We start from the raw sequence: 18490 nt of genomic DNA, 5'->3' as shown, positions 1-18490 counted from the left end.
CCAATGGCCGAACCATCGACCGTATCGGGCGCCGTGGCCACCACGCTGGTATCAGGCGCGGCCCTGTCGCAAATCTTGCCCATGATCGACGCCAACGCAGCCTTTGGCGCGGTCATGGGCGCCGCCCTGGTGGCAAGCACCAAGAAAGATTTGACCGCCTGGAAGCGCTTCGCCTCTTTCCTGGTGTCGGGCCTGTGCGGCTACGGCGGCGCCGGCGAGATCGTGGCGCGCGAGCTGGCCAAAGAAACCTTTTTGCCGGCCCTGGTTGGCGCGGTTGTCATCGTGCCGCTGGCGTTAAAGCTGCTGGCCAAGGCCCCGGACTTCGATCTGACCGCCATTTCTCGCGCATTTGGGGAAAAGAAATGACCGACTTGCACCCCACGCCTACCCTGTCAGCCATCGCCGTAGCCTGCGCCGTCCTGTACGCGCTGACGGCTGGCCGGTTCCTCTGGTACCGCCCCAACGGCGCCCGCCATCGCCGTGCCTTGTCGTGTCTGGCGAGCGCGCTGATTGCAGCGCTCTTTTGCCGAGCCGTGGAAATCCTGCTGCTGCACTCGCCCGCCAGCGCTTCGGAGCTGGTCATTGCCTGCCTGTTGTGCGCTTGCGCCTGGCGCGTGCGGGGCAACATCGCGGCGCTCGCCCGGGGAGATTCCGATGTCTGAAATCTTGCGCAAGGGCGACATCGGCCAGGCAGTGGCCGACCTGCAGGCGGATTTGCGCCGCGCGGGCTACGCAGTGGAACGCACCGCGATCTACGACAACGGCACGCGCGACGCGGTGGCCGCGCTCCAAGGCGCCACCGGCCTGGTCGTGGATGGCGCGTATGGCCCAAAGAGCCGCGCCGCGCTCGCAAACTTCGACGTATCCCGCTTGATGCGCGAATCGGACCTCATCGCGGCCGCCGACCGTCTTGGCGTGCCGCTGGCAAGCATCAAGGCCGTGAACGAAGTGGAATCTCGCGGGCGAGGCTTTCTTGCCGACGGGCGCCCGGTCATCCTGTACGAGCGTCACGTCTTCTGGAAACAGCTTGTCGCGCACGGCGTAGACCCCGCCGCTTACGCTGAACGTACGGCCATTCTCAGCCGTCAGCGTGGCGGCTACGCCGGCGGCGCGGCCGAGTACGTCCGCCTGGCCAGCGCCATGCAGATTCACGCGGCGGCGGCCCAGGAAGCGGCTAGCTGGGGCGCGTTCCAGGTCATGGGCTACCACTGGAAGGCGCTGGGCTTTGCTGATATCGAGTCCTTTGTTGCCACCCAGTACCGCAGCGAAGGCGACCAGCTGGCAACCTTCACCGCCTTTGTGCTGGCCGACACGACGCTGCACCGCGCATTGAAGGCGAGGAAGTGGGCGCAGTTCGCCCGCCTTTACAACGGGCCGGCCTACGCCGAGAACCTTTACGACACCAAGCTGGCACGCGCCTATGCGCGCTTCGCTGGCGAAGAGTCGGAGGCGGTGGCATGAGCGCGATTCTGCGGACCCTAGCGCCATATGCGGTTTCCATGCTGCTGGGGTTCCTGTTGTGGCTGCAACACGGCCAGATTGCGAGCCAGGACCTTGCCATCAAGGCATACGGGCAAATCATCAAGAATCAGGCCAGCGACTTGGCAACCCTGGCCGACCGCATGACCGGCCAGCGCCGGGACCTGGTGCAGCTTGAGCGCACGCAAGATGATTTTCGCAACGCGCTGGATCAGCGCACATTCGACATCGAAAGGCTGAAAAATGAGAATCCGGAAGTTCGCAGTTGGGCTGATACTCTGCTGCCTGATCCTGTTGCAAGGCTGCGCCAGCGCCCCGCCCTCACCGGGTCCGCGGCTTACGCTGAATACCTGCGCACCCGTGACGCCGTGCAGCCTGCCGGCGGCGGCGCCACGCACGGACGGAGACCTGGCGCTGCAGATTGACCGAGTCGAGGCCGCCTGGGCGATCTGCGCGGCAAAGGTGGACAGCATCATCAAATGCCAGAACGAGGCCAGCCATGCGCAAAGCCAATGAACTGCGCGAGTACTTGACCAGACACAACCGCTTCCTCAGCGAGAACCCGGACCGCCTGCATGTATTCGTAGAACAGGGAAACATCCTTAGCACCGCATCGCGCAACCTGTCTCACGAATACCGCTTCACCCTCACCATCGTGGTGACGGACTACGCCGGCCCCACCGACGCCCTCATGCTGCCCTTGCTGGCTTGGATTCGGGTCAAACAGCCCGAGTTGCTGGCTAACAAGGACCGCCGTGAAAATGCCATCAGCTTTGACGTGGAGCTGCTAAATCACGACACGGCTGACGTGGAAATCAAGTTACCGCTGACCGAGCGTGTGGTAGTGCGCGCGTTACCGGATGGCAGCGGCCTCACGGCGGACCATGTGGACGAGCCGACCGACCCGGAGACGCCCACCGAGCTGGAAGAGGTAGTAATCAGCATCCCGGGCGCCGATCCGATCACACTCCGCGTCCCCGCGTGGCCCCATCCTTATGAGTGACGAATTCAGCGACGTGCAGGCTTGGGCTTCGGCCCTGCTGGCGCAACTGCGGCCCGCAGAGCGCCGCCGCGTAAACCGGGCGGTCGCGGTCGAGCTTCGCCGCAGCGAAAGCCAGCGAATCGCATCGCAGCAGAACCCGGACGGCACGCCATACGCGCCCCGAGCAAAGAAGAACTTGCGCGGCAAGGCTGGGGCCATTCGCCGCCGGATGTTCAGCAAGATGCGCACCGCGCGCTACCTTCGCGTGCAAGCTACCGATACCGAGGCCATTGTTGGCTACACCGGCGCCATCGCCCGCCTAGCGCTCGTTCACCAAGAAGGACGTACCGACCGGCCCGCGCCTGGTCAAAAGCCCGTGCGCTACCCGCGCCGCAAGCTGCTGGGCTTCACGCAGCAGGAGCGCGAAACGGTCCTAGATACCCTGGCGCGACACCTCGCAGGCCATCGCCTGTAGAACGCCGACATACAAGGCGCGCCCCGTGCGCGCGCGAGGGCGGCCCGGCAACATGGCCGGTATGAATGACGCCGCCGAACTCTTCCGCCTTATCTCCAACCTGGTCCGCATTGGCACGGTGTCCGCCGTTGACCTGAAAGCCCGGCCCGCCAAGGTCCGCGTTGCGTCCGGAGATCTTCAAACCAACTGGTTGCCGTGGTTGGAGCTGCGCGCTGGTCGTACACGCACGTGGAACCCGCCGACCCTGGGCGAGCAGGTTGTTGTCCTGTGTCCGGACGGCGACCCCGCCGGCGGCGTGGTGCTGGCGGGCCTGAACTCCGACGACATACCCGCACCTTCGGACAGCGAAGCCGAGCACGTCACCGACTACCCGGACGGCGCGCGCATCACATATGACCACCAGGCCGGCAAGCTCACAGCCGTGGGGGTCACATCGGCCTTCGTTGAGGCCAGCGAGTCCGCCACCGTGAAATGCCCGGAAATCACCCTTGACGGCAATGTGACCGTGACAGGCCTATTCACGTATCAGGCGGGCATGGCGGGCAAGAACGGCAAGGGCAACGGCACAACCATCCAAGGCGACATTACGCACGTATCCGGCAACCTTTCCTCCAATGGCGTCGTGCTCCACACGCACAAGCACCGCACCCAAGGCCTGGACGCCCTCACTACGGAACCGACGAAATGAGCTTCATGGGCATGAACGCGGCCACGGGCCTGCGCATCACCGGCCGCGAGCACCTGGCGCAGTCCGTCAGCAAGATTCTGCAAACGCCGATAGCCACGCGTGTGCGGCGCCGGGCGTTCGGCGCGAAGGCGGCCGACATGATCGACACGCCCACCAACGGCGCGGCCGTCCTGCAGCTTTACGCGGCGGCGGCCACAGCGCTGATGCTGTGGGAGCCGCGCTTGCGCGTGCGCTCGATGTCCGTAGAGATGGACGCCGACCGGCCTGGGCGCGTCGTGCTGAACATCCACGGCGAAGCCGATACCGGCGACCGGATTGAAAACGTGTCCGTCGCCACCACAGTGAGCGCCTGAAATGGCAAACCCCAACATCATCGATCTTTCCCAGCTTCCCGCGCCAGACGTGGTGGAAGCGCTCGACTACGAGCAAATCCTTGAAACTCGCAAGGCTCGCTATCTGGCGCTTTTCGCGCAAGAGGATCAAGACGCTATAGCCAAGGCGCTCACCCTGGAATCGGAGCCGCTGGTAGTCGTGCTGCAGGAGAACGCCGAGCGTGAGGTAATTCTGCGCCAGCGCGTCAACGATGCGGCCCGATCCGTCTTGCTGGCCTTCGCGCGCGGTAAAGACCTGGAGCACATTGCGGCCGAGCACGGCGTATCCCGCCAGGTCATTCAGCCCGCGAACCCTGATGCCCTGCCACCTGTCGATGCGGTGTATGAAAGCGACGACGAGCTGTGCGAGCGAGCACAGATGGCTTGGGAAGGCCTGTCCACGGCGGGCCCGCGCGACGGCTACGTATTCCACGCACTGAGCGCCGATGGGCTGGTTGCCGACGCTACCGCGACCAGCCCCGATCCCTGCGACATTCTTGTGTGCGTGCTTTCACGCGAAGGCGATGGCACAGCGGCGCCCGAGCTGCTGGCCAAGGTCGCGGCCAAGCTCAATGATGAAGACATTCGACCCATGGGCGACCGCGTAACTGTGCAGTCGTCGCAAATTTTGCCGTACCGCGTTCGCGCCGTGCTTCACATGAAGGGCGAAGGTCCGGGCCGCACGGTGGCGCTCGACGCCGCGCGCGCCGCCTGCGCTGCCTATGTCAACCGCCCCAGGCGCGCAGGCGTGTCTGTGTGGCGCTCCGCCCTTACCGCCTCGCTGCACGTCGAAGGCGTGGACCATTTGGACCTTCTGGAGCCGGCGGACGATTTGGTAATGACAGCCACTCAGGCGGCCACGTGCGCGGACATCGACCTGTCCATCGCCGTAGAGGCTTGATATGGCCGATAAGCCCACGCTGCTGCCGCCCGCGTCGTCCCCTGCCGAGCGCAAGCTTGCCCAGGTTGGAGCCGACATCGAAGCCATCCCGTTACCTGTTCGCTCACTTCGCCGCGCCGCCACCGCGCCAGCAGCTCTGCTGCCCTGGCTTGCCTGGGAGCGATCGGTTGACCGATGGGACGATGCATGGTCCGTCGCGGCCAAGCGCAAAGCGCTGGTGAACTCGTTCCGCATCCATCAGATCAAGGGCACCATCGGCGCGCTGCGGCGCGTGGTGGAGCCGCTGGGGTATCTGCTGGAAGTGACCGAGTGGCACCAGATGGCGCCGGAGGGCGTGCGCGGCACCTTTCGTCTCACCATCGGCGTGCTGGATGGCGGGATATCGGAACAGATGTACTACGAGCTGGGCCGGCTGATCGACTGCACAAAGCGGCTCAGCCAGCACATGGCCGGTCTGGCCATCGCGGTGGAAGTCCGCGCACCCATGAACTACGGCATTGCGTCCTATGACGGCGACGAGATGACCGTTTACCCCTACCAACCCCAACCCGTGGAAGTCCAAGGCGGAATATCCGCCGGCCTGGCCACGCACATCATCGACATTCTCACGGTGTATCCATGACAACGTTTTTCGGCATTCTGACCAAAGTTGGCGAAGCGAAGGAAGCCAACGCCAAGGCGCTGGGCGTCCCGGTGCTCATCACCGAGCTGGAAGTTGGCGACGGCGGCGGCGTATCTCCCACGCCGGACCGAGAGCAGACCGCGCTCATCGGCCCGAAGCGCCGCGCTCACATCAACCGCTCCTTCGTCGACCCCAGCAATCCGGCCTGGCTGGTAATTGAGCAGGTTATCCCCGAGCAGGTCGGCGGCTGGTGGATTCGTGAGCTGGGCCTGCGTGATGCCGATGGCGACCTGATCGCAGTTGCCAACTGCCCGCCGACGTACAAGCCCCAGCTCGCCGAAGGATCAGCGCGCACGCAGGTAGTCCGCATGGTCCTGCAGGTTTCCAGCTCAAACGACTTCACGCTGAAAGTTGATCCTGCCGTGGTTCTCGCGACACGCGGCTATGTGGACGCTGGCTTGCTGCAGAAGCTCGACAAGGATGGAACCGCCGTCGCGGCTACCAAACTGGCAGCGGGACGAAAGATATCCGTCAGCGGCGGCGCCACCGCCGCAGGCGTCGCCTTCGACGGCACCGTGGACATCGAAATCAAGGTAACGGCCCTGGACGTGTCGAAGGCGACCGCCGGAATCCTGGGTGTCGTACGCGGCGGGACAGGACTGCAGACGATTGCCGACAAGGAAATTCTGGTCGGCACCGCAGCCGGTGGCTATGCCAGGAAGACGCCCGAAGAGGTGCGCAAGCTCATCGGCGCGCCCAAGGTTTGCTCGATTCTTGATCTTCCGGCGGAAGACATCGGTCCCGTGCTGGTGGCCGAATGCAGCGAGGTTTGGGTATGGACGGCCACCGCCTTCTATACCGGATACCGCTCGCCGCTTTGCGGGCGCCCCATGGACGGCCATACGGCCGTGCCTTTGGTCAGCGAAGTGGACGGGGTTGGCGGATTGCTGGATAAGGTTGCCTATTCACGGCTGTGGGGTTACGCGCAGGAAAATGGCCTGGTCGTCACGCAGGCAATCTGGACGGCGAACGTCGGTGCGCATTACTTCGTGGATGTGGACTCGAATCAGTTTCGGGTGCCGGATCTTCGCAACATGTTCCGTCGCTTTACTGGGACTGACGCTGATACTGCAAATGCAAGGGCGCTCGGCAGCAAGCAGGCCGGCAGCGTTCACAGTTTCGATACCGGGCCTGGCGTCGGCTTTGTCTCTGATCGCACGGCTGCGTCATCCATCACGGGTTCAGACGGCCGAATCAGCCTCGGCTATGACGCGGTGAGCGCTGCGGAGTATCCGTTGGCCCAGGTGGTTTCATCATCTGGTGGTACCGCGGTCCCGATCCTCAACTCGCCAGAAGTGGCGTTTGGAACAACGCGCCCACCGAACTCCGGTTACCACCCTCGGATTCACGCATAGCTAGCTATGGATTCGCGAATGCAGGACGCCATTGCTGGGACGAGTTCATTTCAACGATGCGCGCGAGCCTGGCTTATTTTTTGGAGATGACAGTGCAGAAAATCGTGTATCAGGCTGATTTCAATGGCCTGTACTTGTGCCCGGTGACGGCCAACGAATTGGCTCTCGCTCCGGGGGTGTTCAACATCCCATATGGTGCCTACGAGGAGGCGCCGCCGGCACCGATCGCCGGGAAATGCCCGCGCCGTGTGGGCAACGCGTGGGTCATGGTCGCCGACTTCCGCACCACGCCACTATGGATGGTGGAAACCGGTGCTCAGTACACGCTCGGGGAACTGGCGTATGGCGGTGACGGCGAGGCCAGCTATCCAGGATGGGGCGACCTGCCGCCATGGTTGACGGACGTACCTCCAGCACCCGCCGACGACTTGGAAACCTAAACGCCCAGCGCCTTGTTGTACATGGCGTTTCTACAGGGCGAACCCCGTGCGCGCGCGTAGCAAAGCCCTCAGAATTTGAGCGATCCCCGCACGAAGCAGAGCGGGACTTGCTCAACCTTCTGAGGGCATTTTCATGGCGCTTGACCAATACCACCACGGCGTGCGCGTTGTCGAAGTTGACGGCGGCACGCGTCCCATTCGCACCGTTTCCACCGCAATCGTGGGCCTCGTTGCCACGGCCGAAGACGCCGACGCGGCAGCCTTCCCCCTGAACACGCCTGTCCTGGCAACCAACATGAAGGCAGCCGCTGCCAAGGCTGGCACGAAAGGCACGCTCGCGCGCTCGCTGGAAGCCATCGCCTCGCAGACCAATCCCGTCGCCGTCATCGTGCGCGTGGCCCAAGGCGAAACCGAGGCCGAGACCACCTCCAATGTCATCGGAGGCGTGGATCCCTCGGGCCGGTACACCGGCATGAAAGCGTTGCTCGCCGCGCAGAACTCCGGCCCCAAGGTCAAGCCGCGCATCATCGGCATTCCGGGCCTGGAGAACGCGGCCACCATCGCGGCTCTGGCCGAGACCGCGCAGAAGCTGCGCGGATTCGGCTACGCCAGCATTACGGGCTGCAACACCATCGAAGAGGCCGCAGCGTTCCGCGAGGGCTTCGGCCAACGCGAACTGATGCTGATCTGGCCGGATTTCCTGGGCTGGGACACGCGCACCAATGCCGAGGGCATCATCACCGCATCCGCCGCCGCGCTGGGTCTGCGCGCGAAGCTGGACAAGGATATCGGCTGGCACAAGGTGCTGTCCAACGTCGCCGTGAACGGTGTCACCGGCATCAGCAAGGATGTCTTCTGGGATTTGCAAGACCCCGCTACCGACGCCGGGTATCTCAACGAGAAAGACATCACCACGCTCGTAAACCGCACGGGCTTTCGCTTCTGGGGTAGCCGCACGTGCGCCGGCCCGGAAAGCCTGTACCCCTTCGAGAACTACACCCGCACTGCGCAAATTCTCGCCGACACAATGGCCGAGGCGCACATGTGGGCCGTCGATGCTCCCCTGCATCCGTCGCTGGTCAAGGACATTCTCGAAGGCATCAATGCCAAGTTTCGCCAGCTCAAGGCGCTTGGCTACATCATCGACGGCGAAGCCTGGTACGACGAAGAGCCGAACACCAAGGAATCGCTCAAGAGCGGAAAGCTGATCCTCGACTATGCCTACACGCCGGTCCCCCCCTTGGAAGACCTGGCATTCCGTCAGCGCATCACCGACAGCTATCTGCTGGATTTCGCGCAGCGCATCGGCGCCTAACCCCTCGGGGCCGGCGCCGTGCGCGCCGCTCCTCCTGAACCTCTGGAGCCAAACAAATGGGAATGCCCAGCAAGCTCAAAAACATGAATCTCTACAACGACGGAACCAGCTATGCCGGCATCGTCGCATCCGTAACGTTGCCCAAGCTCACACGCAAGATGGAGGCCTGGCGCGGTGGAGGCTTGGGCGGTGCCGTCAAGGCGGATTTCGGTCTGGACGACGACGGCCTCAAAGTGGAGTGGGCGTGCGGCGGATACGTCACGCAGGTTCTCAAGCAATACGGCGCTGTGGATGTGGCTGGCGTTCAACTGCGCTTTGCGCAGGCCTACCAACGGGACGACACGCAGGAAGTTCTCGCCGTGGAAATCACCGTCCGCGGGCGTCATTCGGAGATTGACCGCGGCGAGTCGAAGGTTGGCGACGACACCGAAATGAAAATGGTCACCGAGTGCGTTTATTACAAGGAAGTCGTCAACGGCGAGACCCTGTTTGAAATCGACGTCATGAACATGATTCACATGGTCGGCAACGTCGACACCATGCAGGCCATCCGTACCGCCATCGGCCTCTAACCGCTCACACCTCTGGAAACATCATGACCAACACCACCACCCCCCGCACCGTGCCCCAAGACATCAACCAGCCGGCTCCCGTCATCGACTCGGACAACGTGAAATCCGTGGACCTGGACGAGCCGATAAAGCGCAGCAGCGGCGAAATCACACGCCTGCTGATCCGCAAGCCCAACGCCGGCGCGCTGCGCGGCGTGACGCTCATGGCCCTGGTTCAGGTTGATGTCGGGGCGCTGCGCACCGTCCTGCCGCGTGTGTGTGATCCCATCCTGACCCCCGCCGAAATCAACGCCATGGACCCTGCGGACCTGCTGAATACGGGGGCAACGCTGGCCAGTTTTTTTATGAGCAAGGCGGAGCGGCAGGCTATCCAAACGCCGTAGAGGACGCCATGGCGGATATCGCCATGGTCTTCCACTGGCCGCCGGCCGCGATGGACACTATGGACCTGGCCGAGCTGGCCGACTGGCGCGAGCGCGCGCGCGTACGCCACCAACCCGAGACGTAAACGATGGACAAGGCGCTACAGCTGCGCGTCATCGCGGCCCTGCAGGACAAGCTTTCCGGGCCGCTGCAGAAGATCAGGACCACGGCCGGCACGTCCGCGCAGGGAGTTGCCGACCTGCGCAGCAAACTCAAGCAGCTCACGGCCGCGCAGCGCGAGGTCGGCCAGTTCCGCGAGCTGACGCGAGGCCTGCAATCCACCCGTTCCGAGCTGGCCAGCTCGCAGCAGCGCGTTGCCACGCTTGCGCAGCAGATGCAGGCCACCACGACACCAACCCGCGCCATGACGCGCGAATTCAATCAAGCCGTGCGTTCGGCACAGCAGCTCAAAGAGCGCCACGGGCAGCAGTCCATCGAGCTGCAGCGGCTACGTGACAACCTGGGCCGCGCGGGTATCTCCACTTCCGGCCTGGCCGGCGATGAGCGCAAACTGCGCCAGCAGATTGACCAGACCTCGCAAGCGCTCACGCGCCAGACTCAAAAGCTGCAGGCCGCCGCCACCCAACAACATAAGCTCGCTGCGGCCAAAGAAAAGTATGGCGCGGGCAAGGCTACCGCCGGCGCGATGGCCGGGACCGGCGCTGGCGCCCTAGCCACGGGCGGGGCCGCGCTCTATGCCGAATCGCGCTTTATCCGGCCTGGCGTGGAGTTTGACGCCAAGATGAGCAAGGTTCAGGCGCTATCGCGCCAGGACAAGGGCAGCGCGGACATGAAGGCGCTGCGCGAGCAGGCCCGCGACCTGGGCGCAACAACGATGTTTTCCGCCACGCAGGCGGCCGATGCGCAGGGCTTTCTCGCCATGGCGGGCTTTAGCGCCAAGTCCATCCTGGACGCAATGCCGGGCATGTTGTCGCTCGCAAAGGCGGGTGATACGGACCTGGCGCAAACCGCCGATATCGGATCCAACATCTTGACCGGCTTTCAGCTTCCCGCCGATCAAATGGGCCGATTGGGCGACGTGTTGACGGGCGCGTTTACGCGTTCCAACACGAGCCTGTACATGCTGGGCGAAACCATGAAGTACGTGGCGCCCGTGGCCGCCGGGGTTGGCGCGGACATCGAGACCGTGGCGGCCATGGCGGGCAAGCTGGGCGACGCGGGCATACAGGGCAGCATGGGCGGCACGGCGCTGCGGTCGATCTTGGGCCGCTTGGCCGCGCCGCCTAAGGCGGCCGCCGACGCGCTGGACGGCCTGGGTATCAGTACCAAGGACGCCGCCGGTAATCTGCGAGACGTTCCGGCCATCCTGGAAGAGCTGCACAAGAAGACCCAGAAGATGGGCAACGCCGAGCGGTCAGGCATTTTCAAGGCCATCGCGGGAGAGGAAGCATTCAGCGGGCTGCAGGTGCTTGTCGGCCAGGCCGGTACCGGCGACCTGCAAAAGTTCGTCAGTACGCTCAAAGAGCAGACGACGGGCGAAGCGGACAAGACCGCCGGCACGATGGCCGACAACCTGGTCGGCGACTTGGACGAGCTTTCCAGTGCATGGGAAGACGTGGGCATCCAGGTTGAAGAGTTGCACGACGGCGCGCTGCGTAAGCTGGTGCGCGGCCTGGCTGACGTGGTGGGCAATGTGGGCGAATGGATGAAAGCCAATCCTCGCCTGGCCAGCGCGCTCACGATGGGCGTCGCCGCCGTGGCGGGCCTGGTTGCGGCATTCGGCGCGCTGACGCTGGCACTGGCTGCCGTGTTAGGGCCGTTCGTCATGGTTCGCTTTGGGCTATCGATGCTGGGCATCCAGGGCGGCAGCCTCCTAGGCGTGCTGTTCAACCTGGCTAAAGGCGGTTTTGGGTTCCTGGGCGGCGCCATCATGACGGTGGGCAAGCTCCTTATGGCTAACCCCATCGCGCTGGCCGTCATGGCCATAGCGGGCGCGGCGTACCTGATTTATCAGTACTGGGGGCCGATCCGCGCCTTTTTCTCGGGCCTGTGGGCGCAGGTCACGGCGGCCTTTGATGCGACGATGCAATGGCTGCGCACCGTGCTGGCTGCCCTGAACCCCATACCGATTCTTTCCGTGGCGTGGAATGGCTTGACGACCTTCTTTACTGGCATTTGGGAAAGCGTCAAAACTGCGGTTAATGGTGGACTGGGCGGCATTGCTGCGCTGCTGGTGAACTGGTCTCCGCTAGGCCTGCTGTACACGGCGATTACTGCCGCCCTTGGCAAGCTTGGCATCGAGCTTCCGGGCAGCTTCACTAAGTTCGGCAGCATGCTGATTCAGGGGCTTATCAACGGCATCACCAGCATGGCCGGCGCGCTCAAAGAGTCCATTTCCAGCATCGGTAGTGGCATCGTGGGCTGGTTCAAGGAAAAGCTGGGCATCCGCTCGCCGAGCCGAGTTTTTGCCGAAATGGGCGGGTTTGTGTCCGAGGGCGCCGCTGTCGGCATTGAAGACCGCCAGCCGGCCGCCGTGAAGGCCGCTCAGGCGCTCGCCGCGTCCGTGGCCATAGGTGGGACCCTGTCGCCCGCAGCGGCGGCCCTGGCGCCTTCTGCTGCGCTGCTGTCGCCTGCCACTGCGATGGCGGGCGACGGCGGCGCCCTGGCCCGTATCGACAATCGCCCGGCGATGGCATCCGCGGCTAACGGCGGGCGGCCCATCACGGTCCAGGGCGACACCATCACGATCCAAATCAACGGCGCCGGCGCAAGCCCAAACGACATCGCCCGAGCTGTGGAAGATGCGCTACGCCGCCGCGATAGCGACAAGGCCGCGCGCCTGCGTTCCTCCTACCACGACAACGAATAGGATTCCGCCACCATGATGATGGCCCTTGGCATGTTCATTTTTGGCCTGCCCACGGCCGCCTACCAGACGCTCAAGCGTCAAACGGAATGGCGGCACCCCTCGAATTCCCGGATGGGCGCCGGCCCCGCGTATCAATTCGTGGGTAAGGGAGAGGACACATTCACGCTGGGGGGAACCATCATCCCGCAGCTTTTCGGCACCACTAGCAGCCTGCGGCTGCTGCGCCGCATGGGCGACACCGGCAAGGCGTATGTCATGGTGGATGGCATAGGCACCGTTCATGGCGCTTTCATCATCACGGGCCTGGATGATGAAAGCTCGATGTTCTTTGTGAATGGCATTGCGCAGAAGGTTGATTTCACCCTCACACTCAAATGCGTGGATGACTCCCAGGCGCGGCCGCTGCTTGATGACCTGCAAATCCCCATCGAAACGATGGACGGCTCAATAATTGGCTGGGGGCTTTGATGGCGCTGCAATCGACCACCGGACAGGCCGGCCCGCGAGCCGAACATCCGGCGCCGCAATGGCGCGTCATCGTGGACGGTAAGGACATGACGGACAAAGTAGCGCCCCGCCTCATGAGCCTGTCGATTACGGAATGCCGATCCGACCAGGCCGACCAGCTCGACCTAGTACTGGACGACGCCGACGGCCGCCTGGCGCTGCCCCGCCGGGGCGTCTCCGTGCGCGTGTACTTGGGCTGGAATGGCCCGCGCGGCCTGGTCGACAAAGGCACGTTTGAGGTGGATGAGGTGGAGTTTTCTGGCCCGCCGGACACCATCACGCTGCGGGCGCGCAGCGCAGACATGGGCAACGCGCTGCGTACGCGCGCTACGCGAAGCTTTCACAAGACCACCATCAAGGCCATCGTTGAAACCGTCGCCAAGGCCCACAAGCTCTTCCCTGTCGTGGGCCAGTTCGGCGATACGAAGATTGCCCACATCGACCAAACCGACGAATCGGACCTGGCTTTCCTGGGCCGCATCGGAAAGCGTTATGACGCCGTGGCCACCATCAAAGAGGGCAAGCTGCTGTTTCTGCCCGTGGGCAAGGGCGACACCGCGAGCGGCAAGGAAATGCCCACCATCGAGCTGACGCGCCGCGATGGCGACCGCATCCGATACCACGTCGCGGATCGCGATTCCTACACGGGTGTGCGCGCCTCATGGCAGGACAAGGGCAAGGCGACTCGCCGCCATGTCCTCGCCGGCGTCATCGGCAACGCCAAGCGCCTGCGCCAGCTTTACGCGAGTGAAGAGGACGCGCTTGAGGCGGCGCGCGCTGAATGGGCGCGGCTACAGCGCGGCATGGCAACACTGCATTTTGATTTGGCCTACGGCCGGCCGGAGCTGGCGCCGCAAACGAAGGTGCGATTTGCCGGCGTGAAAGACCCCATCAGCACAACGGTGTGGTTGTTGTCGCGTGTCACGCACAAGCTCGACGATAGCGGCCTCACAACAAGTGCTGAGGGCGAAACCATCGACTCCTTCCAGCAAGGCGAAGGCGCCGATTCCAGTATCGACAGCGACCAGAGCGACACAGACTAACAATGCGTTTCGATTCACGCATTTAGTTACGTGAACGGGAAATTTTTTTCCCAGCGCCGTACATGAATCACGTTGCCATCCCCCCGAACGAAAGCCGGTTCCGGCTCTTCTTCAGGCGGCTGCACGTCCTCGTTTTTTTTCCAGTCCAAAGCTATCGACAAAGCTGCGGACCATGACGTCTATGCGCTTGCGTTCAGAGGCAGGCAATGAGTCAAACGCGGCGCGCGAAACCGAAAAAGGCCAGTCCTTGACCTCTTTTGTCACGGGCGGAGGTGCCCAGCCTCGACCAGAAGCGTGTTGGGCTAGTCGATCAATTCGATTCTGCAAGTCCACACTGAAATCGGACACTTTGCATTGCAGTTGCTCAGCAAACAACACAGCTACTTCGGCGTTCAACGGAATCTTCCCGTTTAAGTACTGGCTCACACCGCTCTGATTCGCGAAGCCTAGTTGATCTGCGAGGACGGCTTGTGTCAGGCCCAACGCCTCCTTACGCGCGAGATAGATGTTCTTCAAGCGCGAGGCGTCCTGCAATTGTTCGTACGAAAGAGGTTTGGCGGGCATGTGGTCCACTTTATTACAACGACTAATAATTGACGAAACACTACGAATGTTGACATAAGTTATTCGTCTTACTAATATTCATCGTCATGAACCCGATTCAACGAATCCGCCAGCGCCTGGGCATGACCCAGGTAGACCTTGCCAAAGCGCTTGGCAAGAGTCAGTCCAACATCTCCCACTATGAGCGCGGCCGGCAGAAAGTCCCGCCTGCAGTGGCGCATGCGCTTGTAGCGTTGGGAAAAGCGAAAGGCAAGCGCGTCACGCTCAGCCAAATCTATGGCCCCACACCCAAAGCGAACAAATGAGTTCCAAGCTCGGTATTAGCTGCCCTCACTGCGACACCTGGGCCACGGTCCGCACTAGCGAGGCTGTATCGGCCACCATGCGAATCGCCTACTTCCAATGCAGGAACATCGCGTGTGGTCACACCTGGAAAGCGCATATCGAAGTAGTCGCAACTATTTCTCCCTCGGCCATCCCCCGGCCTGGTATCAACCTGCCGATGTCGCCGCTCAGCGAAACGCTGCGCATGGCGGTTACGGCAATCTCTGACCCTCGACAAGCGAGCCTGCTATGAACTGCCCTGTCCCTGGCTTTGCCACTCCTGACTTCTCGCGCGACTTTATTTCGGATCAAGCAATGGCATTCGTGCGCCACGACATCGACATCTCCCGCAAGCCGATTACGGCACACGGCATGCAATTGCTGACTGAACGCTGCAGCGCCCACCTGCAGGCGCTCTGCAACTGCTCGGCCACCACCGCCGAGACGCATTCCGCGCAGGCCATCGCAGAAGCGGTGCATGCCAGCCCCGTGACTATCGACACCGACCGCAGCACCACGTTTGCCCTGTTTCTGCAGGTCCGCGGGCACCCCAAGTCAGTCGTCATCACAACCGAAGAGCTGATGCGTTTCCTCATGAACCGCGCCCAGCTCGCCAGCACCTAACACCCCTCTTCTCTTCCCCCGTTCCGAGGTTTCGACGCCTTGCCATTCCGGCGAGGCAGGGACCGCTTTTGCCTAAGGAATCCCTAAATGCCTGCGATACCAGCCCTGGCCCGTCTTGAGGCCCATATGAGCGATACGCAACTGATCGCCCTGTGCAAGCTGATGGAACAGTTGCTTGTGCAGCACTTCGAGCAAGGCGGCGCCGTATTTGTGATCGCCGCAGACGGCGAACAAGACCTTGCGCACGACATGCGCGATGCCGCTTGCCAAGTTCACGCCGCGACCCGCCGCGCGATGCGCGAAAGGGACATGCTGGGAGCCGGATTATGAGCAACCTGAGCAAGAAATCCGCGATGGAGCTGCTTGCCAACATCCGCAGCGCCAAGATCACGGCGCAGACGATTGCCGGGATGGTCGGCGAATGCGAAAGGCTGAACATGCAAAACGCTGGCTTTCTTGGCGGCTTGGAGTCTGTGCTGCGTCACTTCCTCCTTCAGCATGGCTGCAATGCGGAAGCGGCCGCGCTGCAAAGCGCCATGAACGAAGAGCCCTCTGTCGAAGAAATGGCCCGCCATCGCAAGCTGTTCGCACCAAAGGGCTGACGATGAAAGCGCCCGCCGTCACGCCCACCACTGCCCAGCTCGCCCAGGCCCACTTGGCCGCTGGCCTGTCCATTCCCCTGGATGTCGCTTTGCGCTCCCCCCTCCTGGCGCGCTGCTTGGCGCTGACGGCCGAGGCGCTGGGCGCTAGCGTTCCCACCCGCCCTAACGCCCCTACCCATTCAACAGATCCGCACGTCAAGAGCCGTACCAAGCCGGCTCAGCCCGGATCACCCATACAACCAGCCCCCAAGCGCCGCGACGTGAAACGTGCCAGCGCGGGCGACATAGAAGACTGACATGCATACCCCCCAAATGATCCTAGCCCTGAGCGCCAAGATCGTCGTTGACATCTTCGCCGGCGGCGGAGGCTGGTCCACCGCCTACGAGCAGGCCACCGGCCAGCACGTCCATATCTCGATCAACCACAACCCTGACGCGCTGAGCATGCACCAGGTCAACCACCCTCAGGCGCAGCATTTCATCGCCGACGTGTGGGAAGTCTGCCCGCGCCAGGCGACGGGCGGCATGGAAGTGGGCTGGCTGCATCTGTCACCGGACTGCACCGATCACAGCCAAGCGAAGGGAGGCCAGCCGCGCCGCAAGAACATTCGGGCGCTCGCCTGGGTAACGGTGCGCTGGGCTGGCACCGTCAAGCCCGACATCATCAGTCTGGAAAACGTGGTCCAGATCTTGAAGTGGGGCCGCCTGATCGCAAAGCGAGACGCTGCCACGGGCCGAGTTGTCAAGCTGGACGGCACGGTGGCCGAGCCCGGCGAGCGCGTGCCCGTACAGGAGCAATACCTCGTGCCAGACCCCAAGCAACAGGGAAAGCACTGGCACCGTCTGGTGGCGATCTTGCGCGGCCAAGGCTACACCGTGGAATGGCGCGAACTGAATGCGGCCGACTATGGCGCAGGCACCACCCGCACACGCCTGTTCATGATGGCGCGCCGCGACGGTCTGCCAATTTCCTGGCCCCAGGCCACCCACTTCAAGAACCCGACCAAGGGCCAGCGACGCTGGCGCGCGGCTGCGGACGGCATCGACTGGACCATCGAGGGGCGGAGCATCTTCAACCGCCCGCGCCAGCTGGCCGACGCCACCATGCGGCGCATCGCGCGCGGCATGAAGCGCTACGTGCTGGACAGCGCAGATCCGTTCATCGTTCCCATCGCGAACTGGAGCCGCGACGGCTCGCATTCGGCACGCCAGCCGATCAGCACAGTCACGGCCAAGCCTCGGGGCGGGTCGCACGCCGTTGTGGCGCCGGCGCTCGTGCCCGCGACTCATCAGGGTGCCGACCGCGTATACGACCCGCGAGACCCAGCCCGGACGATTACTGCCGCGCACCGGGGCGAGTTCATGTTGTCGTCTCCCGTGCTGATCCAGGCCGGATACGGCGAGCGGGAAGGACAAGCAGCGCGCTGCCTGGACCACCAGCAGCCGCTGGGGACGGTCACTGCGGGCGGCATCAAGCATGCGCTGGCCGCCGGCTTCATGGTCCAGGCCAACGGCGGCTACAACGCCACACCCGCCCACGACCTGCGCCGGGCCGCCTCCACGATTACAAACACGGGCAGCCAGCAGCAGTTCATCACGGCGCACCTTACCGCGATGAGCCAGAACGTCACAGGCTCGCACCTGGACGAGCCGGCGCAAACCATCCTGGCTGGGGCGGCGCGGTATGGCCTGCTCGAATACGACCTATCCACCGAGAACGAAGCCGGCGCGCTTCGTGTGGCGGCCTTCCTGATGCGGCACTACGGCGAAGGTGGACAATGGGGCGACCTGCGCGACCCTGCCAGCACGCTCACCACCCGGGACCGCCTGGCGCTGGTTACGGTGCATATCCAGGGCACGCCATACGTCGTTGTGGATATCCGCTTGCGCATGCTCACGCCGGCGGAACTCTACGACCTGCAGGGCTTCCCGCGCAGCTACATCATCACCCACGGCCACGATGGCCGCGTGTTCACCAAATCCCAGCAGGTTCACATGGTCGGCAACAGCGTCAGCCCGCCGCCGGCGGTCGCGCTCATTGCTGCCAATGCGCCGCAGGAACTGCTCTTGAGGAAGGCGGCATGACGACTGCTGTAGACATCAAGCTGCAAGCCGAAGGTCTCTATGCGTGGTCCGAGATTGCCCCCTTTGTCGGCGTCGGCCGCGAGACATGGCGGCGCTACGTCCTGGCCAGGACAGCGCCGCAGCCCGTGCGCCTTGGCACCCGTTGCACGCGCTACAGAGGTGGCGACGTGCTGGCCTGGATCAAAGAGCCATCGACATACCGCGCCCCCGAAACCGAAGTGAACTGAT

The 18490-nt window shown here is 63.5% G+C and carries 27 protein-coding genes and 1 pseudogene; 27 read left to right on the top strand and 1 reads right to left on the bottom strand.

What is annotated here, in order from left to right; all coding sequences use genetic code 11:
* Nucleotides 1-3 precede the first annotated feature (3 nt).
* The 20 genes and pseudogenes from ASE30_RS00265 to ASE30_RS00180 all read left to right on the top strand — a co-directional run bounded on the left by ASE30_RS00265 (nucleotide 4) and on the right by ASE30_RS00180 (nucleotide 14063).
* Nucleotides 4-366 carry a putative holin gene (locus ASE30_RS00265; protein ID WP_057282269.1) on the top strand — a complete coding sequence of 121 codons (363 nt, stop codon included), beginning with the start codon at nucleotides 4-6 and terminating at the stop codon, nucleotides 364-366.
* Nucleotides 363-662 (top strand): phage holin family protein, encoded by a 300-nt coding sequence (locus tag ASE30_RS00260; protein WP_057282268.1) that lies wholly within the window; start codon nucleotides 363-365, stop codon nucleotides 660-662. The genes ASE30_RS00265 and ASE30_RS00260 overlap by 4 nt, the downstream gene beginning before the upstream one ends.
* Nucleotides 655-1461 (top strand): N-acetylmuramidase family protein, encoded by an 807-nt coding sequence (locus tag ASE30_RS00255; RefSeq protein WP_057282267.1) that lies wholly within the window; start codon nucleotides 655-657, stop codon nucleotides 1459-1461. The genes ASE30_RS00260 and ASE30_RS00255 overlap by 8 nt, the downstream gene beginning before the upstream one ends.
* Nucleotides 1458-1850, top strand: a pseudogene (lysB, locus tag ASE30_RS00250) (Rz-like lysis system protein LysB); the annotation flags it as partial. The gene ASE30_RS00255 and the pseudogene lysB, both read left to right, overlap by 4 nt.
* Nucleotides 1774-1995: an Rz1-like lysis system protein LysC gene (gene lysC, locus ASE30_RS29330; RefSeq protein WP_369819280.1), complete on the top strand. Its 222-nt coding sequence runs from the start codon at nucleotides 1774-1776 to the stop codon at nucleotides 1993-1995. The pseudogene lysB and the gene lysC, both read left to right, overlap by 77 nt.
* Entirely contained in the window at nucleotides 1979-2482 is a 504-nt protein-coding gene (locus ASE30_RS00245) for a phage tail protein (protein ID WP_057282265.1), read from the top strand. Before lysC ends, ASE30_RS00245 begins: the two co-directional genes overlap by 17 nt.
* Nucleotides 2475-2936, top strand: a complete 462-nt coding sequence (locus tag ASE30_RS00240) for a phage virion morphogenesis protein (protein WP_057282264.1) — start codon at nucleotides 2475-2477, stop codon at nucleotides 2934-2936. Before ASE30_RS00245 ends, ASE30_RS00240 begins: the two co-directional genes overlap by 8 nt.
* A 61-nt stretch (nucleotides 2937-2997) precedes the next feature.
* Nucleotides 2998-3624: a phage baseplate assembly protein V gene (locus ASE30_RS00235; protein ID WP_057282263.1), complete on the top strand. Its 627-nt coding sequence runs from the start codon at nucleotides 2998-3000 to the stop codon at nucleotides 3622-3624.
* Complete coding sequence (locus tag ASE30_RS00230; protein WP_235515151.1) at nucleotides 3621-3977, top strand: GPW/gp25 family protein; 357 nt, start codon at nucleotides 3621-3623, stop codon at nucleotides 3975-3977. Before ASE30_RS00235 ends, ASE30_RS00230 begins: the two co-directional genes overlap by 4 nt.
* A 1-nt stretch (nucleotide 3978) precedes the next feature.
* Nucleotides 3979-4896 carry a baseplate J/gp47 family protein gene (locus ASE30_RS00225; protein WP_057282262.1) on the top strand — a complete coding sequence of 306 codons (918 nt, stop codon included), beginning with the start codon at nucleotides 3979-3981 and terminating at the stop codon, nucleotides 4894-4896.
* A gap of 1 nt (nucleotide 4897) precedes the next feature.
* Nucleotides 4898-5518 (top strand): phage tail protein I, encoded by a 621-nt coding sequence (locus ASE30_RS00220; protein ID WP_057282261.1) that lies wholly within the window; start codon nucleotides 4898-4900, stop codon nucleotides 5516-5518.
* Nucleotides 5515-6933 (top strand): phage tail protein, encoded by a 1419-nt coding sequence (locus ASE30_RS29325; protein WP_057282260.1) that lies wholly within the window; start codon nucleotides 5515-5517, stop codon nucleotides 6931-6933. Before ASE30_RS00220 ends, ASE30_RS29325 begins: the two co-directional genes overlap by 4 nt.
* 92 nt (nucleotides 6934-7025) lie before the next feature.
* The gene (locus ASE30_RS00210; RefSeq protein WP_082601453.1) at nucleotides 7026-7373 is read left to right on the top strand and encodes a phage tail protein; all 348 of its coding nucleotides are present in this window, start codon (nucleotides 7026-7028) and stop codon (nucleotides 7371-7373) included.
* A gap of 133 nt (nucleotides 7374-7506) precedes the next feature.
* Complete coding sequence (locus ASE30_RS00205) at nucleotides 7507-8688, top strand: phage tail sheath protein (RefSeq protein WP_057282259.1); 1182 nt, start codon at nucleotides 7507-7509, stop codon at nucleotides 8686-8688.
* Between the two features lie 56 nt (nucleotides 8689-8744).
* Nucleotides 8745-9260, top strand: a complete 516-nt coding sequence (locus tag ASE30_RS00200) for a phage major tail tube protein (RefSeq protein ID WP_057282258.1) — start codon at nucleotides 8745-8747, stop codon at nucleotides 9258-9260.
* A gap of 23 nt (nucleotides 9261-9283) precedes the next feature.
* Nucleotides 9284-9643 carry a phage tail assembly protein gene (locus ASE30_RS00195; RefSeq protein ID WP_082601398.1) on the top strand — a complete coding sequence of 120 codons (360 nt, stop codon included), beginning with the start codon at nucleotides 9284-9286 and terminating at the stop codon, nucleotides 9641-9643.
* Nucleotides 9644-9651: 8 nt separating this feature from the next.
* On the top strand, nucleotides 9652-9768 hold the full coding sequence (locus ASE30_RS28265) for a GpE family phage tail protein (RefSeq protein ID WP_082601397.1): 117 nt from the start codon (nucleotides 9652-9654) through the stop codon (nucleotides 9766-9768).
* A gap of 3 nt (nucleotides 9769-9771) precedes the next feature.
* Nucleotides 9772-12513, top strand: a complete 2742-nt coding sequence (locus ASE30_RS00190; RefSeq protein ID WP_057282257.1) for a phage tail tape measure protein — start codon at nucleotides 9772-9774, stop codon at nucleotides 12511-12513.
* A gap of 12 nt (nucleotides 12514-12525) precedes the next feature.
* Nucleotides 12526-12981, top strand: coding sequence for a phage tail protein (locus tag ASE30_RS00185; RefSeq protein WP_057282256.1), 456 nt, complete (start codon nucleotides 12526-12528; stop codon nucleotides 12979-12981).
* On the top strand, nucleotides 12981-14063 hold the full coding sequence (locus ASE30_RS00180) for a contractile injection system protein, VgrG/Pvc8 family (RefSeq protein ID WP_057282255.1): 1083 nt from the start codon (nucleotides 12981-12983) through the stop codon (nucleotides 14061-14063). The genes ASE30_RS00185 and ASE30_RS00180 overlap by 1 nt, the downstream gene beginning before the upstream one ends.
* A gap of 111 nt (nucleotides 14064-14174) precedes the next feature.
* On the opposite strand, the gene ASE30_RS28260 is transcribed toward ASE30_RS00180, so the two are convergent.
* Nucleotides 14175-14627 (bottom strand): helix-turn-helix transcriptional regulator, encoded by a 453-nt coding sequence (locus ASE30_RS28260; RefSeq protein ID WP_082601396.1) that lies wholly within the window; start codon nucleotides 14625-14627, stop codon nucleotides 14175-14177.
* 86 nt (nucleotides 14628-14713) lie between these two features.
* On the opposite strand from ASE30_RS28260, the gene ASE30_RS28255 reads away from it, so the two are divergent.
* The 7 genes from ASE30_RS28255 to ASE30_RS00150 all read left to right on the top strand — a co-directional run bounded on the left by ASE30_RS28255 (nucleotide 14714) and on the right by ASE30_RS00150 (nucleotide 18489).
* On the top strand, nucleotides 14714-14932 hold the full coding sequence (locus ASE30_RS28255) for a helix-turn-helix transcriptional regulator (RefSeq protein ID WP_082601395.1): 219 nt from the start codon (nucleotides 14714-14716) through the stop codon (nucleotides 14930-14932).
* The gene (locus tag ASE30_RS28250) at nucleotides 14929-15204 is read left to right on the top strand and encodes an ogr/Delta-like zinc finger family protein (protein ID WP_082601394.1); all 276 of its coding nucleotides are present in this window, start codon (nucleotides 14929-14931) and stop codon (nucleotides 15202-15204) included. Before ASE30_RS28255 ends, ASE30_RS28250 begins: the two co-directional genes overlap by 4 nt.
* Nucleotides 15205-15266: 62 nt before the next feature.
* Nucleotides 15267-15575 (top strand): hypothetical protein, encoded by a 309-nt coding sequence (locus tag ASE30_RS00170; RefSeq protein WP_057282253.1) that lies wholly within the window; start codon nucleotides 15267-15269, stop codon nucleotides 15573-15575.
* 126 nt (nucleotides 15576-15701) lie between these two features.
* Nucleotides 15702-15905: a hypothetical protein gene (locus ASE30_RS00165; protein WP_057282252.1), complete on the top strand. Its 204-nt coding sequence runs from the start codon at nucleotides 15702-15704 to the stop codon at nucleotides 15903-15905.
* Entirely contained in the window at nucleotides 15902-16177 is a 276-nt protein-coding gene (locus ASE30_RS00160) for a hypothetical protein (RefSeq protein WP_057282251.1), read from the top strand. Before ASE30_RS00165 ends, ASE30_RS00160 begins: the two co-directional genes overlap by 4 nt.
* 297 nt (nucleotides 16178-16474) lie before the next feature.
* A complete protein-coding gene (locus ASE30_RS00155) occupies nucleotides 16475-18262 on the top strand; it encodes a DNA cytosine methyltransferase (protein WP_057282250.1) in 1788 nt (595 codons plus the stop codon).
* On the top strand, nucleotides 18259-18489 hold the full coding sequence (locus tag ASE30_RS00150; RefSeq protein WP_057282249.1) for an AlpA family transcriptional regulator: 231 nt from the start codon (nucleotides 18259-18261) through the stop codon (nucleotides 18487-18489). Before ASE30_RS00155 ends, ASE30_RS00150 begins: the two co-directional genes overlap by 4 nt.
* The last annotated feature ends 1 nt before the right edge of the window (nucleotide 18490 follow it).

It is taken from the genome of Achromobacter sp. Root83 (assembly GCF_001428845.1).
Classification (GTDB): domain Bacteria; phylum Pseudomonadota; class Gammaproteobacteria; order Burkholderiales; family Burkholderiaceae_B; genus Achromobacter.
This window is presented reverse-complemented; position numbering and strand designations above follow the sequence as displayed.